The 14,350-nt window shown below is 55.7% G+C and carries 12 protein-coding genes and 2 tRNA genes; 13 read left to right on the top strand and 1 reads right to left on the bottom strand.

The window, feature by feature from the left end; all coding sequences use genetic code 11:
- Nucleotides 1-113: 113 nt before the first annotated feature.
- The 3 genes from carA to greA all read left to right on the top strand — a co-directional run bounded on the left by carA (nt 114) and on the right by greA (nt 5,059).
- The gene (gene carA, locus TU76_RS22640) at nt 114-1,250 is read left to right on the top strand and encodes a glutamine-hydrolyzing carbamoyl-phosphate synthase small subunit (protein ID WP_019825900.1); all 1,137 of its coding nucleotides are present in this window, start codon (nt 114-116) and stop codon (nt 1,248-1,250) included.
- A 114-nt stretch (nt 1,251-1,364) separates the two neighbouring features.
- Entirely contained in the window at nt 1,365-4,586 is a 3,222-nt protein-coding gene (carB, locus tag TU76_RS22635; protein WP_019825902.1) for a carbamoyl-phosphate synthase large subunit, read from the top strand.
- On the top strand, nt 4,583-5,059 hold the full coding sequence (gene greA, locus TU76_RS22630; RefSeq protein ID WP_048352540.1) for a transcription elongation factor GreA: 477 nt from the start codon (nt 4,583-4,585) through the stop codon (nt 5,057-5,059). The genes carB and greA overlap by 4 nt, the downstream gene beginning before the upstream one ends.
- 276 nt (nt 5,060-5,335) lie before the next feature.
- On the opposite strand, the gene yhbY is transcribed toward greA, so the two are convergent.
- On the bottom strand, nt 5,336-5,644 hold the full coding sequence (yhbY, locus tag TU76_RS22625; RefSeq protein WP_019825905.1) for a ribosome assembly RNA-binding protein YhbY: 309 nt from the start codon (nt 5,642-5,644) through the stop codon (nt 5,336-5,338).
- A 107-nt stretch (nt 5,645-5,751) separates the two neighbouring features.
- Here yhbY and rlmE point away from each other — a divergent pair, with 107 nt between their 5' ends.
- The 10 genes from rlmE (at nt 5,752) to nusA (ending at nt 14,339) form a co-directional block, all read left to right on the top strand.
- Complete coding sequence (gene rlmE / locus TU76_RS22620) at nt 5,752-6,402, top strand: 23S rRNA (uridine(2552)-2'-O)-methyltransferase RlmE (protein WP_019825907.1); 651 nt, start codon at nt 5,752-5,754, stop codon at nt 6,400-6,402.
- 191 nt (nt 6,403-6,593) lie between these two features.
- Complete coding sequence (gene ftsH / locus TU76_RS22615) at nt 6,594-8,501, top strand: ATP-dependent zinc metalloprotease FtsH (RefSeq protein ID WP_046810705.1); 1,908 nt, start codon at nt 6,594-6,596, stop codon at nt 8,499-8,501.
- Between the two features lie 8 nt (nt 8,502-8,509).
- Complete coding sequence (gene folP / locus TU76_RS22610) at nt 8,510-9,361, top strand: dihydropteroate synthase (protein ID WP_019825911.1); 852 nt, start codon at nt 8,510-8,512, stop codon at nt 9,359-9,361.
- Between the two features lie 16 nt (nt 9,362-9,377).
- A complete protein-coding gene (gene glmM, locus TU76_RS22605; protein ID WP_019825912.1) occupies nt 9,378-10,715 on the top strand; it encodes a phosphoglucosamine mutase in 1,338 nt (445 codons plus the stop codon).
- 66 nt (nt 10,716-10,781) lie between these two features.
- Nucleotides 10,782-11,537 (top strand): triose-phosphate isomerase, encoded by a 756-nt coding sequence (gene tpiA, locus TU76_RS22600; protein ID WP_019825914.1) that lies wholly within the window; start codon nt 10,782-10,784, stop codon nt 11,535-11,537.
- A gap of 2 nt (nt 11,538-11,539) precedes the next feature.
- The gene (secG, locus tag TU76_RS22595; protein WP_003439612.1) at nt 11,540-11,923 is read left to right on the top strand and encodes a preprotein translocase subunit SecG; all 384 of its coding nucleotides are present in this window, start codon (nt 11,540-11,542) and stop codon (nt 11,921-11,923) included.
- Between the two features lie 28 nt (nt 11,924-11,951).
- Nucleotides 11,952-12,037 (top strand) — tRNA-Leu (locus TU76_RS22590).
- A 96-nt stretch (nt 12,038-12,133) separates the two neighbouring features.
- A tRNA-Met gene (locus tag TU76_RS22585) sits at nt 12,134-12,210 on the top strand.
- 141 nt (nt 12,211-12,351) lie between these two features.
- Nucleotides 12,352-12,810: a ribosome maturation factor RimP gene (gene rimP, locus TU76_RS22580; RefSeq protein ID WP_019825918.1), complete on the top strand. Its 459-nt coding sequence runs from the start codon at nt 12,352-12,354 to the stop codon at nt 12,808-12,810.
- 47 nt (nt 12,811-12,857) lie between these two features.
- Nucleotides 12,858-14,339 carry a transcription termination factor NusA gene (gene nusA / locus TU76_RS22575; RefSeq protein WP_019825920.1) on the top strand — a complete coding sequence of 494 codons (1,482 nt, stop codon included), beginning with the start codon at nt 12,858-12,860 and terminating at the stop codon, nt 14,337-14,339.
- The last annotated feature ends 11 nt before the right edge of the window (nt 14,340-14,350 follow it).

Below are 14,350 nucleotides of genomic sequence, written 5' to 3'. Positions count from 1 at the left end.
CACTAAAAGCGCGCAGATAATTCGATGAAGAAGCGGGGTGACGTGTCCATACGTCACTCCGCTTTTTTACAACCTGCGATCGCCCTTTCAGGCTTTATTTACGGGAGGTCTTCTTGACTAAGCAAGCCATACTCGCCCTCGCTGATGGCAGCATTTTTCGCGGCGAAGCCATTGGGGCCGACGGTCAAACCGTTGGTGAGGTGGTGTTTAACACCGCAATGACTGGCTACCAGGAGATCCTTACGGATCCTTCCTACGCTCAGCAAATCGTGACCCTGACTTACCCGCATGTTGGCAATACCGGTACTACCCCGGAAGACGCCGAGTCTGATCGTGTCTGGTCCGCAGGTCTGGTAATTCGTGATCTGCCGCTGGTTGCAAGCAACTGGCGCAACACCATGTCGCTGGCCGACTACCTGAAAGCCAACAATGTTGTGGCTATCGCCGGTATCGACACCCGCCGCCTGACGCGCATCCTGCGTGAGAAAGGCGCGCAGAACGGCTGCATCATGGCCGGTGACAACATTTCTGAAGAAGCTGCCATTGCAGCTGCTCGTGGCTTCCCAGGCCTGAAGGGCATGGATCTGGCGAAAGTCGTCAGCACCGAAAAAGCCTACGAGTGGCGCTCCAGCGTCTGGAACCTGGCTACCGACAGTCACCCGACTATCGAAGCCAGCGAACTGCCTTACCACGTGGTTGCGTACGACTACGGCGTAAAGTGGAACATCCTGCGCATGTTGGTTGAGCGCGGCTGCCGCGTTACCGTGGTTCCTGCACAGACCCCGGCCAGCGATGTACTGGCACTCAACCCTGATGGCGTGTTCTTGTCCAACGGTCCAGGCGATCCTGAGCCTTGCGACTACGCGATCACGGCCATTAAGGAAGTCCTGAATACCGAAATTCCGGTGTTTGGCATCTGCCTAGGTCATCAGTTGCTAGCTCTGGCCTCGGGTGCCAAGACCGTGAAAATGGGTCATGGCCACCACGGCGCTAACCACCCGGTCCAGGATCTGGATACTGGTGTTGTGATGATCACCAGCCAGAACCACGGTTTTGCGGTAGACGAATCGAGCTTGCCAGCCAACGTACGTGCCATTCATAAGTCGCTGTTCGACGGCACGCTGCAAGGCATCGAACTGACCGACAAGAGCGCTTTCAGCTTCCAGGGTCACCCTGAAGCAAGCCCTGGCCCGAACGACGTTGCACCGCTGTTCGATCGCTTCATCAATGAGATGGCCAAGCGCCGCTGATCAGCCCCCTGCTGCAGCGCCCTGTGGCGGCCCCGATCTTCGGTGGCCCCTGGGGCGCTTCAAAAGCCTGATTGACAGCTTGCCGACTGACCTGCGGATTTGAGTGACAAACCTATGCCAAAACGTACAGACATAAAAAGCATCCTGATTCTCGGCGCTGGCCCGATTGTTATCGGCCAGGCCTGTGAATTCGACTACTCCGGCGCCCAGGCTTGTAAAGCCCTGCGCGAAGAGGGTTACCGCGTCATCCTGGTGAACTCGAACCCGGCCACGATCATGACCGACCCGGACATGGCCGACGCGACCTACATCGAGCCGATCAAATGGCAGACCGTTGCCAAGATCATCGAAAAAGAGCGCCCGGACGCACTGTTGCCGACCATGGGTGGCCAGACTGCACTGAACTGCGCACTGGATCTGGAGCGCGAAGGCGTTCTTGAGAAGTTCGGCGTAGAAATGATCGGCGCCAATGCCGACACGATCGACAAGGCTGAAGACCGTTCGCGCTTCGACAAGGCGATGAAGTCCATTGGTCTTGACTGCCCTCGCTCCGGTATTGCCCACAGCATGGAAGAGGCCAATGCGGTTCTCGAAAAGCTGGGCTTCCCGTGCATCATTCGTCCATCCTTCACCATGGGCGGCACCGGTGGCGGTATTGCTTACAACCGTGAAGAGTTCGAAGAAATCTGCGCTCGCGGTCTTGACCTGTCGCCAACCAAAGAGCTGCTGATCGACGAGTCCCTGATCGGCTGGAAAGAGTACGAGATGGAGGTTGTCCGCGATAAGAAGGACAACTGCATCATCGTTTGCTCGATCGAAAACTTCGACCCGATGGGCGTGCACACCGGTGACTCGATCACCGTTGCTCCTGCACAAACCCTGACGGACAAGGAATACCAGATCATGCGTAACGCCTCCCTGGCGGTACTGCGTGAGATCGGCGTTGAAACCGGCGGATCCAACGTTCAGTTCGGCATTTGCCCGGACACCGGCCGTATGGTCGTAATCGAAATGAACCCGCGTGTATCGCGCTCTTCAGCTCTGGCATCGAAAGCCACCGGCTTCCCGATTGCGCGCATCGCCGCCAAGCTGGCGATCGGTTACACCCTGGACGAGCTGCAAAACGAAATCACCGGCGGTGCTACGCCTGCGTCCTTCGAGCCGTCCATCGACTACGTAGTGACCAAGCTGCCGCGCTTTGCTTTTGAGAAGTTCGCCAAGGCTGACGCTCGTTTGACCACGCAGATGAAATCTGTGGGTGAAGTCATGGCTATCGGCCGGACTTTCCAGGAATCCCTGCAAAAGGCCCTTCGCGGTCTGGAAGTGGGTGTAAGCGGTCTTGATCCAAAGCTCGACCTGAGCAACCCGGAAAGCATGGCCGTGCTCAAGCGCGAGCTGACCGTGCCGGGCGCCGAGCGTATCTGGTACGTGGCTGACGCGTTCCGCGCCGGCATGACCGTCGAAGATATCTTCGGCATGAACATGATTGACCCTTGGTTCCTGGTGCAGATCGAAGATCTGATCAAGGACGAAGAAAAAATCAAGACCATGGCGCTGTCCTCAATCGACCGCGATGCCATGTATCGCCTCAAGCGCAAGGGCTTCTCCGATGCGCGCCTGGCTGTACTGCTGGGTGTCACCGAGAAAAACCTGCGTCGCCACCGTCACAAGCTGGAAGTGTTCCCGGTCTACAAGCGCGTTGACACCTGCGCCGCCGAGTTCGCCACCGACACCGCCTACATGTACTCCACCTACGAGGAAGAGTGCGAAGCCAACCCTTCGGATCGTGACAAGATCATGATCCTGGGCGGTGGCCCGAACCGTATTGGCCAAGGTATCGAGTTCGACTATTGCTGCGTTCACGCCGCTCTGGCGCTGCGTGCCGACGGTTACGAGACCATCATGGTCAACTGCAACCCGGAAACCGTTTCCACCGACTACGACACTTCGGATCGTCTGTACTTTGAATCTGTAACCCTCGAAGACGTTCTGGAAATCGTGCGGGTCGAGAAGCCAAAAGGCGTGATCGTCCAGTACGGCGGCCAAACTCCGCTGAAACTGGCCCGCGCCCTGGAAGAAGCCGGCGTACCGATCATCGGTACCAGCCCTGACGCCATCGACCGTGCAGAAGACCGTGAGCGCTTCCAGCAGATGGTTGAGCGCCTGAACCTGCGTCAGCCGCCTAACGCCACTGTGCGCAGCGAAGACGAAGCTATTCGTGCCGCTGGCAAGATCGGTTACCCGCTGGTTGTTCGTCCGTCCTACGTATTGGGCGGCCGTGCGATGGAAATCGTTTACGAAGAAGAAGAACTCAAGCGCTACCTGCGTGACGCGGTGAAAGTGTCCAACGACAGCCCTGTGCTGCTGGACCACTTCCTCAACTGCGCCATCGAAATGGACGTCGATGCTGTCTGCGACGGTACTGATGTAGTGATCGGCGCGATCATGCAGCACATCGAGCAGGCGGGTGTTCACTCGGGTGACTCTGCATGCTCGCTACCGCCGTACTCGTTGCCGCTGCACATCCAGGACGAGATGCGCGAGCAGGTCAAGAAGATGGCTCTGGAATTGGGCGTTGTCGGCCTGATGAACGTGCAGTTGGCTCTGCAGGGCGAAGATATCTACGTGATCGAAGTGAACCCGCGTGCTTCGCGTACCGTTCCTTTCGTGTCCAAGTGCATCGGTGTTTCCCTGGCGATGATCGCAGCTCGCGTGATGGCCGGTAAAACCCTGAAAGAAATCGGCTTCACCAAAGAAATCATTCCTAACTTCTACAGCGTGAAAGAGGCGGTCTTCCCGTTCGCCAAATTCCCGGGTGTTGACCCGATTCTCGGCCCTGAGATGAAGTCCACCGGTGAAGTGATGGGCGTGGGCGATACCTTCGGCGAAGCTTTTGCCAAGGCCCAGATGGGTGCAAGCGAAGTACTGCCGACTGGTGGTACTGCCTTCATCAGCGTTCGTGACGACGACAAGCCCTTGGTGGCCGGCGTTGCTCGCGACCTGATCAGCCTGGGCTTCGAAATCGTTTCGACTGCTGGTACTGCCAAGTTCATCGAAGCTGCAGGCTTGAAAGTGCGCCGCGTGAACAAGGTGACCGAGGGTCGTCCGCACGTTGTCGACATGATCAAGAATGACGAAGTTACCTTGATTATCAACACCACCGAAGGTCGTCAGTCGATTGCTGACTCCTATTCCATTCGTCGCAACGCGCTGCAGCACAAGATCTACTGCACCACGACCATTGCTGCTGGCGAAGCGATCTGTGAAGCGCTTAAATTCGGTCCTGAAAAAACCGTCCGCCGCTTGCAGGATCTACACGCAGGATTGAAGTCATGATCAAGTACCCAATGACCGTCCAGGGCCACAAGGCCCTGGAAGAAGAGCTCGCACACCTGACCAAGGTTGTTCGGCCAAAGCTGAGCAAGGAAATCGGTACGGCGCGTGAGCTCGGCGACCTGAAAGAAAACGCGGAATACCATGCGGCTCGTGAGCTTCAAGGTATGTCTGAGGCTCGTATCCGTGATATCGAAGGTCGCCTGCAGAACGCAGTAGTGATTGATGTGACGGCTATTCCTCATACCGGTAAGGTGATTTTCGGTACGACGGTCGAAATCGCTAACGTTGAAACTGACGAACGCGTTGTCTATCAGATCGTTGGTGAAGATGAAGCTGACTTCAAACTCGGAAAAATCTCCGTCGGCTCGCCGCTTGCTCGTGCCTTGATTGCCAAGGAAGAGGGTGACGTAGTCGCGGTGAAAACACCTGGCGGTGTTATCGAATACGAGATCATTGAAGTACGTCACATCTAAGAATGACGCCCGCCTTGTGCGGGCGCACTTCTTTGGCGGCTGACCCGGGTGTTCCGGGTTGGCAGCGTGTGGTTGTTGCACACAGAATTTTTAGCGGTGCTGGCCCCTACACGGTTGGCAGCGTTGCAGGTTGAAGGCAGTTGGCAGGTGGGGAAGGATTGCGTTGGGCGTCTCTGGCTGCCTGATGCGTTGCGCGGGCAGTTCTTGCATGACTCTCGGGTATTACCCTGGAAGAGTTTCAGGGCGCGCCAGGCGCACCCTTGACCCTTGTCGACATCACTTGAAGCGATGGATGTTCGACAGTTGCTTGTTTACATTGACGTTCTTGCGGTACAGAAGCGCCATTTTACCGATAACCTGTACCAATTCCGCTTTGCCGGCCTTGCACATTTGTGCGACGGCCTCCAGGCGGGATTCGCGATCCAGGATGTTGACTTTGATTTTAATCAACTCGTGATCGCCCAATGCGCGTTCGAGTTCGGCTAAAACACCTTCAGTCAAACCATTGTCAGCCACAGTCAAAACTGGTTTCAGATGGTGGCCAATGGACTTGTACTGTTTCTTCTGCTCTTGAGTGAGCGGCATAATCTGACCCCTGTGTCTGATCTTGTAAAAAGCGGCGGCCAGTTTACCCGAGCGAGTCACAGACCGCCCGGTTAATCACGACCCGTTTAAAATTTTTGAGGTGGCCCGTGGCCCGTTCCAAGACTAGCCTTAACTGGCTGAAAGAGCATTTCAACGATCCATACGTCAAAATGGCGCAAAAAGACGGGTACCGCTCGCGTGCCAGCTACAAATTGCTGGAGATTCAAGAGCGTGATCGCCTGATTCGTCCCGGCATGACGGTTATTGATCTCGGGGCTGCCCCGGGTGGCTGGTCGCAGGTGACCAGCCGTCTGATCGGCGGTCAGGGGCGATTGATCGCATCCGACATCCTGGACATGGACAGTATTCCTGATGTGACCTTCATCAAGGGTGACTTTACCGAGGACGCAGTGCTTGCGCAGATCCTCGAGGCTGTCGGAAATACGCAAGTAGACCTTGTGATTTCAGATATGGCCCCCAATATGAGTGGATTGGCAGCTGTGGATATGCCTCGGGCGATGTTCCTGTGTGAGTTGGCACTGGATCTTGCCGGTCGTGTCCTACGTCCAGGTGGTGATTTTCTGATTAAAGTTTTCCAAGGTGAAGGCTTTGATCAGTACCACAAAGATATTCGCAAGCTGTTCGACAAGGTGCAGATGCGCAAGCCGTCGTCGTCTCGAGACAGGTCCCGCGAGCAGTATTTGCTGGGGCGCGGCTTCCGCGGTATCGATGGTTCTGCCAGTGATGAGCGTCTTTGACAAGGGCGATAGTTTTTTTTGAATCGCTTTACAGATCTGGCATAACGAATATTGTGTAGTCAAAGTTTCACAAAGGGTTACAGACGGAGCCTGCAAGGGTTGTAGGCAATGTAGTAAGTTATGCCGGTGAATATCATGCGAAGCACGCTTCAGTAGCGGGGCTTGCTTCAGAGGGTAGCTAATTGAACGATATGGCAAAGAATCTGATCCTGTGGTTGATCATCGCCGCTGTCCTGGTGACAGTGATGAACAACTTCTCCAGTCCAAACGAGCCACAAACCCTCAACTATTCCGACTTCATCCAGCAAGTTAAGGATGGCAAGGTCGAGCGCGTTGCCGTGGATGGCTACGTGATTACCGGCAAACGCAGCGATGGCGATTCCTTCAAAACCATCCGTCCGGCTATTCAGGACAACGGTTTGATCGGTGATCTGGTAGATAACCATGTGACCGTTGAAGGCAAACTGCCAGAGCAACAAAGCATCTGGACTCAGCTGCTGGTTGCTAGCTTCCCGATTCTGGTGATCATCGCAGTCTTCATGTTCTTCATGCGTCAAATGCAGGGCGGTGCCGGCGGTAAAGGCGGCCCGATGAGCTTTGGCAAGAGCAAGGCGCGACTGCTGTCGGAAGATCAAGTCAAGACGACTCTGGCTGACGTAGCAGGTTGTGATGAGGCCAAGGAAGAAGTAGGCGAGCTGGTTGAGTTCCTGCGCGATCCGGGCAAGTTCCAGCGCCTGGGTGGTCGTATTCCTCGCGGTGTGCTGATGGTTGGCCCGCCAGGTACCGGTAAAACCCTGATTGCCAAGGCAATCGCTGGCGAAGCCAAGGTGCCGTTTTTCACTATTTCCGGTTCCGACTTTGTTGAAATGTTCGTGGGCGTCGGCGCAAGCCGTGTTCGTGACATGTTTGAACAAGCCAAGAAGCACGCGCCATGCATCATCTTCATCGACGAAATCGATGCTGTTGGTCGTCACCGTGGTAACGGTATGGGCGGCGGTCATGATGAGCGCGAGCAGACACTTAACCAATTGCTGGTTGAGATGGACGGCTTTGAAATGAATGACGGCATCATTGTGATTGCCGCCACCAACCGTCCTGACGTACTTGACCCCGCGCTGTTGCGTCCAGGTCGTTTTGACCGTCAGGTCGTTGTTGGCTTGCCGGACATTCGTGGTCGCGAGCAGATCCTCAAGGTGCACATGCGCAAAGTGCCAATGGGCGATGATGTTCAGCCGGGCGTGATTGCACGTGGTACACCGGGCTTCTCGGGTGCTGATCTGGCGAACCTGGTGAACGAGGCTTCGCTGTTTGCAGCGCGCACCGGCAAGCGTGTTGTTGAAATGAAAGAGTTTGAGTTGGCAAAAGACAAGATCATGATGGGCGCCGAGCGCAAATCGATGGTCATGTCGGACAAAGAAAAGCGCAACACGGCTTATCACGAAGCGGGTCACGCTATCGTTGGACGTGTAGTGCCTGAGCATGATCCGGTCTACAAGGTTTCGATCATTCCTCGTGGCCGCGCCCTTGGCGTTACCATGTTCTTGCCGGAAGAAGATCGCTACAGCTTGTCCAAGCGTGCGCTGATCAGCCAGATCTGTTCGCTCTATGGCGGTCGTATCGCTGAAGAGATGACGCTGGGCTTTGACGGTGTTACCACCGGGGCGTCCAACGACATCATGCGTGCGAGCCAAATCGCCCGGAACATGGTGACCAAGTGGGGCTTGTCCGAAAAACTGGGCCCGTTGATGTATGCCGAAGACGAAGAGTCTTATCTGGGTCGCGGTGGTGGTCAGTCTGCGAGCGTTTCGGGTGATACAGCCAAGCTGATCGACTCCGAAGTGCGCAGCATCATTGATCAGTGTTACAACACGGCCAAGCAGATCCTGACCGAAAACCGTGACAAGCTTGATGCCATGGCTGACGCACTGATGAAGTACGAAACGATCGATGCCGATCAGATCGACGACATCATGGCAGGTCGTCCGCCACGCGAGCCGCGTGACTGGGAAGACGGTAGCTCGGGTACCCCGACTGCCCCGACGCTCGATAAAACCGAGCGTCCGGAAACACCTATCGGCGGCCCTGCTGCTGATCAATAAGGCTTGAAATGACTTCTGTTCAGTCCTCAACCCGGTTGCCTTGCGGCAACCGGGTTCTTGATTTGGCCCGTACGCATGTTATGGGCATTCTCAATGTTACCCCTGATTCCTTTTCCGACGGCGGCCGCTTTGCTGCTCTGGATGCAGCTGTGCGTCATGCGCAGGCGATGGTTCTGGCCGGTGCAACCCTGATTGATGTTGGCGGTGAGTCAACACGTCCGGGAGCGCCTGTGGTTTCGCCCCAGGAAGAGCTCGATCGGGTTGCTCCTGTTGTCGAACGCATAAGTCGGGAACTGGATGTCATTATTTCGGTCGATACCTCCGCGCCAATAGTCATGACAGAGGTTGCGCGCCTCGGGGCGGGCCTCATCAATGATGTGCGCTCGCTGCGCCGTGAAGGCGCCTTGCAGGCGGCTGCGGCTACTGGTTTGCCGGTGTGCCTGATGCACATGCTCGGTGAGCCGGGCGATATGCAGGACAATCCTCATTACGATGACTTGGTAGGCGAGGTTTCGGCGTTCCTGGTCGATAGCATGGCCCGGTGTGCAATAGGCGGCATTGGGCCTGAGCGCATCGTGCTGGACCCGGGGTTTGGCTTTGCAAAAACATTGCAGCACAACTTGAGCCTGTTCAAGCATATGGAGGCCCTGCATGCACTGGGGCGACCGTTGCTGGTGGGCGTGTCACGTAAAAGTATGGTCGGGCAAACACTGAACCGGCCGGTTGCAGAGCGTCTATATGGCAGTCTGGCGCTTGCAGCTTTGGCGATGACCAAAGGGGCGCGTATTTTACGAGTCCACGATGTTGCCGAAACAGTTGATGTGGTACGGATGATCGCAGCGGTAGATTCCGCCGACTAAGAATGATGGAGCACTTATGACAAAGAAGTATTTTGGCACCGACGGTATTCGTGGTCGGGTCGGCGTTTACCCGATTACCCCTGACTTTATGCTCAAGTTGGGTTGGGCGGCGGGCATGGCGTTTCGTAGCAAGGGTGCTTGCCGGATCCTGGTAGGCAAGGACACTCGTATATCGGGCTACATGTTCGAGTCCGCACTTGAGGCGGGTTTGTCTGCTGCCGGGGCTGATGTGATGCTGCTGGGCCCTATGCCCACGCCGGCTATTGCCTACCTGACGCGCACCTTCCATGCCGAAGCAGGCATCGTGATCAGTGCGTCACACAATCCTCATGACGATAACGGCATCAAGTTCTTTTCCGGGGACGGCACCAAGCTCCCTGATGATGTTGAATTGATGATTGAAGAGTTGCTGGACGCACCCATGACAGTTGTCGAGTCTGACAAGCTGGGGAAAGTGTCTCGTATCAATGATGCTCCGGGTCGCTATATCGAGTTCTGCAAAAGCAGTGTGCCTAGCAGCACCAACTTCAGCGGCCTCAAGATCGTTCTCGACTGCGCTCACGGTGCGACCTACAAGGTTGCGCCTAGTGTTTTCAAGGAGCTGGGTGCGCAAGTCATCGTGCTCTCGGCTCAGCCTGATGGCCTGAACATCAACGAAAACTGCGGCTCGACCCATATGGGCCAGTTGCAGGCTGCCGTTGTGGCTGAAGGTGCGGACCTGGGTATCGCTTTTGATGGCGATGGTGATCGGGTTCTTATGGTCGATCATACCGGTGCCGTCGTCGATGGCGATGAGCTGCTGTTCATCATCGCCCGTGATTTGCACGAGCGTGGCAAGTTGCAAGGTGGCGTCGTCGGTACGCTGATGAGCAACCTTGGGCTTGAACTGGCGCTGGCTGACCTGGGCATTCCGTTTGTGCGTGCCAACGTGGGGGACCGTTACGTCATCGCAGGCCTCCAAGAACGCGATTGGCTGGTGGGTGGCGAGAACTCCGGACACATCGTCTGCTTCCAGCACACCACGACCGGCGATGCGATCATCGCTGCGCTTCAAGTGCTTCTGTCTTTGCGTCGTCGTGATGAAAGTCTGGCTCAGTCGCGCCAGGCATTGCGTAAGTGTCCGCAGATTCTGGTGAACGTACGTTTTGCAGGCGGTGTGAATCCTGTCGAGCATCCGGCCGTCAAAGAAGCCTGTGCGCGTGTGACCGAGGCCATGAATGGTCGTGGTCGCGTGCTGCTGCGCAAGTCGGGAACAGAGCCTTTGGTGCGCGTAATGGTCGAAGGTGACGACGAAAACATGGTTCGCGGCTACGCCGATGAGCTTGCAAAACTGGTAAGTGAAGTTTGTGCCTGAATTCGGCTTGCCAGCGCGGATGTGGTTGGGTAACATCTGCGCCCACTTTGACCGACGAGGTAAAGCATGCGTCGCACTATGGTAGCTGGTAACTGGAAGATGCACGGTACCCGCGCCAGCGTCGCTGAGCTGATCGACGGTCTGCGTGGTCTGGTCTTGCCGAACGATGTTGATGTTGCAGTATTCCCGCCTCAGCTGTTTATTGATCGAGTGATCAATGGCTTGCAAGGCGCAGCGATTTCGGTCGGTGCCCAGGATGCTGCAGTGGAGTCGGGGCAGGGCGCACTGACTGGCGAGATTTCATCGAGCCAGTTAGTAGACGCAGGTTGCAAACTGGTGCTTGTGGGTCACTCCGAACGTCGCCTGATTCTGGGTGAGCAGGACGAGACGCTCAATCGCAAGTTTGCAGCGGCTCAAGCCTCTGGCTTGACGCCAGTGTTGTGCATAGGGGAAACCCTGGAGCAGCGCGAAGCGGGGCAAACGCTTGAAGTGGTAGGGCGTCAGCTGGATGTCGTGATTGACGAGTTTGGCATTGATGCTTTTGTAAATGCTGTGATTGCATACGAGCCGGTTTGGGCCATTGGCACCGGACTGACCGCATCACCACAGCAGGCGCAAGATGTGCATGCGGCCATTCGCGCACAACTGGCGCAAAAGAATTCTGAAGTGGCACAAGGTGTGCGACTTCTATACGGCGGCAGCGTGAAGGCGGCCAATGCGGTCGAACTGTTCAGCATGCCGGATATCGATGGGGGACTCATTGGCGGGGCTTCCCTGAATGCAGATGAGTTCGGTGCGATCATTCGTGCCGCAGGAAACTGAAAATGCTGGATAACGTCGTAACTGTGTTTCATCTGCTGACAGCATTGGGTGTAATTGCCCTGGTTTTGCTGCAACAGGGTAAGGGAGCGGATGCTGGAGCATCTTTTGGCGCAGGTGCATCAAATACTGTGTTCGGAAGCCAAGGTTCCTCTACCTTTCTTAGTAAGTTTACTGCTATACTTGCCGCAGGTTTTTTCATAACCAGCTTAGGGTTAGGTTACTTTGCTAAAGAGAAAGCTGAACAGCTGACTCAAGTAGGTTTGCCAAATCCAGCGGTGTTGGAAGTTCCAGTGCAAAAGCCGGCTTCAGATGATGTTCCGGTGCTTCAAGAGCAAAAGTCGGCAACTCCTGCGACTGACGTACCTCCAGCTCAAGAGCAAAAGTAAAACGGGTTTCATGATGTAATGTAGTATTGCCGAGGTGGTGGAATTGGTAGACACGCAACCTTGAGGTGGTTGTGCCCATAGGGTGTAGGGGTTCGAGTCCCCTTCTCGGTACCAATTATCAAGAATGCCCGCAGTAGCGGGCTTTCTTGTATGTGGAAGGTTGGATTGACCCTGAAAAGGATCAACCGTATACTTCCGCTCCAGCTTTGTCGCGGGATGGAGCAGTCTGGTAGCTCGTCGGGCTCATAACCCGAAGGTCGTCGGTTCAAATCCGGCTCCCGCAACCAGTTTTAGCGGAGCCCCTTATTAGGGGCTTTTTGTTAACTGGACACTTTATAGCGTCGGTATTCAACGACGTTTCAGAGATGGGCGCTTCGCCCATTTTTTCATTTTGCACAGCATGCACAAACATGCACTAGGGGGTTCAGGTGTCGAGCAAGCTAGAACAGTTGCAGGACTTGTTGGCCCCGGTGATCGTGGCCCTTGGCTATGAATGCTGGGGTATTGAATTTTCGGCTCAAGGCCGCCATTCAATGTTGCGTGTGTATATCGACAAGGAAGGCGGCGTATTGGTGGATGACTGCGCAATTGTCAGTCGTCAGATCAGCGGCGTTCTGGATGTCGAAGATCCTATCGCTGTTGAATACACCCTTGAAGTTTCTTCTCCTGGCATGGAACGCCCACTGTTCACCATTGAGCAGTTTGCGAAATTTGCCGGTGAGCAAGTGAGGATCAAGCTGCGCTCGCCTTTCGAAGGGCGACGCAACTTTCAGGGCCTTCTGCGCGGCGTAGAGGAGCAGGACATTGTGGTGCAGGTTGAAGACCATGAATTCCTGTTGCCGATCGATATGATCGACAAGGCCAACATTATTCCCAGTTTTGACTGAGACGCGGATCCCGCGGATCCAATGGCTTGCGAAAGGCGAGGCGTACGATGAGCAAAGAAGTACTGCTGGTTGTTGAGTCGGTGTCCAATGAAAAGGGCGTACCGGCAAACGTTATTTTTGAAGCGCTGGAGCTGGCTCTGGCCACCGCGACCAAAAAGCGTTTTGAGGACGAAGTCGAACTGCGTGTGGAGATCAATCGCCACACCGGTAACTATGAGACTTTCCGTCGCTGGACTGTGGTCGAAGACGAAGATCTGGATGATCCAGCATACGAGTTGGCGGTTGACCAGGCCCAGGCGAAACAGCCAGGCGCTGTAGCCGGCGATATTATCGAAGAAAAGATCGATTCTATCGAATTCGGTCGGATTGCTGCACAAACGGCCAAACAGGTCATTGTGCAAAAAGTCCGCGAAGCCGAGCGTGCTCAAGTAGTCGATGCTTATCGCGAGCGTCTGGGCGAGATCATTTCGGGCACCGTTAAAAAAGTGACACGTGACAATGTGATCGTTGATCTGGGCAATAACGCTGAAGCGTTGCTGGCCCGTGAAGACATCATTTCCCGTGAGACTTTCCGTGTTGGCGTACGCCTTCGCGCGCTGCTCAAAGAAATCCGCACTGAGAACCGCGGCCCTCAGCTGATTCTGTCGCGTACCGCGCCAGAAATGCTGATCGAGTTGTTCCGCATTGAAGTGCCAGAGATCTCCGAAGGCCTGATCGAAGTGATGGCGGCCTCCCGCGATCCTGGATCTCGCGCTAAAATAGCCGTTCGCTCCAAAGACAAACGCATTGATCCGCAAGGTGCCTGCATTGGTATGCGCGGTTCGCGTGTCCAGGCAGTGTCCGGCGAATTGGGCGGAGAGCGAGTGGATATCGTCCTTTGGGATGACAACCCGGCGCAGTTCGTGATCAACGCAATGTCGCCAGCTGAAGTGGCGGCAATTATCGTCGACGAAGATGCCCATGCAATGGACATCGCCGTTGGCGCAGACAATCTGGCCCAGGCGATTGGTCGCGGCGGTCAGAACGTACGTCTGGCCAGCCAGTTGACCGGCTGGACCTTGAACGTGATGACCGAATCGGACATCCAGGCTAAGCAGCAAGCAGAAACCGGCGATATCCTGCGCAACTTCATCGAAGAGCTGGAAGTTGATGAAGACCTGGCGCAGGTACTGGTAGATGAAGGCTTTACTAGCCTGGAAGAGATTGCCTACGTACCGGTGGAAGAAATGCTCAACATCGATGGCTTTGACGAAGATACCGTCAACGAGCTTCGCGCTCGGGCCAAGGATCGACTGTTGACTAAAGCCATCGCTACTGAGGAAAAGCTGGCAGACGCCCATCCGGCCGAAGACCTGCTCTCGCTTGAGGGTATGGACAAGGATTTGGCGATGGAACTGGCGGTGCGCGGCGTAATTACCCGCGAAGACCTGGCCGAGCAGTCTATTGACGACCTGCTCGACATCGACGGCATTGACGATGATCGTGCCGGCAAGTTGATCATGGCCGCCCGAGCCCATTGGTTCGAGTAATTAGGCGCGGC

This window comes from Pseudomonas psychrophila, from assembly GCF_001043005.1.
GTDB lineage: Bacteria > Pseudomonadota > Gammaproteobacteria > Pseudomonadales > Pseudomonadaceae > Aquipseudomonas > Aquipseudomonas psychrophila.
This window is presented reverse-complemented; position numbering and strand designations above follow the sequence as displayed.

Bases quoted from the DNA above. Each gene is read 5' to 3' on its own strand.
- greA (WP_048352540.1), top strand. From the start codon at position 4,583: ATGATCAAGTACCCAATGACCGTCCAGGGCCACAAGGCCCTGGAAGAA.
- secG (WP_003439612.1), top strand. From the start codon at position 11,540: ATGCTGGATAACGTCGTAACTGTGTTTCATCTGCTGACAGCATTGGGT.
- tpiA (WP_019825914.1), top strand. From the start codon at position 10,782: ATGCGTCGCACTATGGTAGCTGGTAACTGGAAGATGCACGGTACCCGC.
- carB (WP_019825902.1), top strand. From the start codon at position 1,365: ATGCCAAAACGTACAGACATAAAAAGCATCCTGATTCTCGGCGCTGGC.
- nusA (WP_019825920.1), top strand. From the start codon at position 12,858: ATGAGCAAAGAAGTACTGCTGGTTGTTGAGTCGGTGTCCAATGAAAAG.
- folP (WP_019825911.1), top strand. From the start codon at position 8,510: ATGACTTCTGTTCAGTCCTCAACCCGGTTGCCTTGCGGCAACCGGGTT.
- ftsH (WP_046810705.1), top strand. From the start codon at position 6,594: ATGGCAAAGAATCTGATCCTGTGGTTGATCATCGCCGCTGTCCTGGTG.
- glmM (WP_019825912.1), top strand. From the start codon at position 9,378: ATGACAAAGAAGTATTTTGGCACCGACGGTATTCGTGGTCGGGTCGGC.
- yhbY (WP_019825905.1), bottom strand. From the start codon at position 5,644: ATGCCGCTCACTCAAGAGCAGAAGAAACAGTACAAGTCCATTGGCCAC.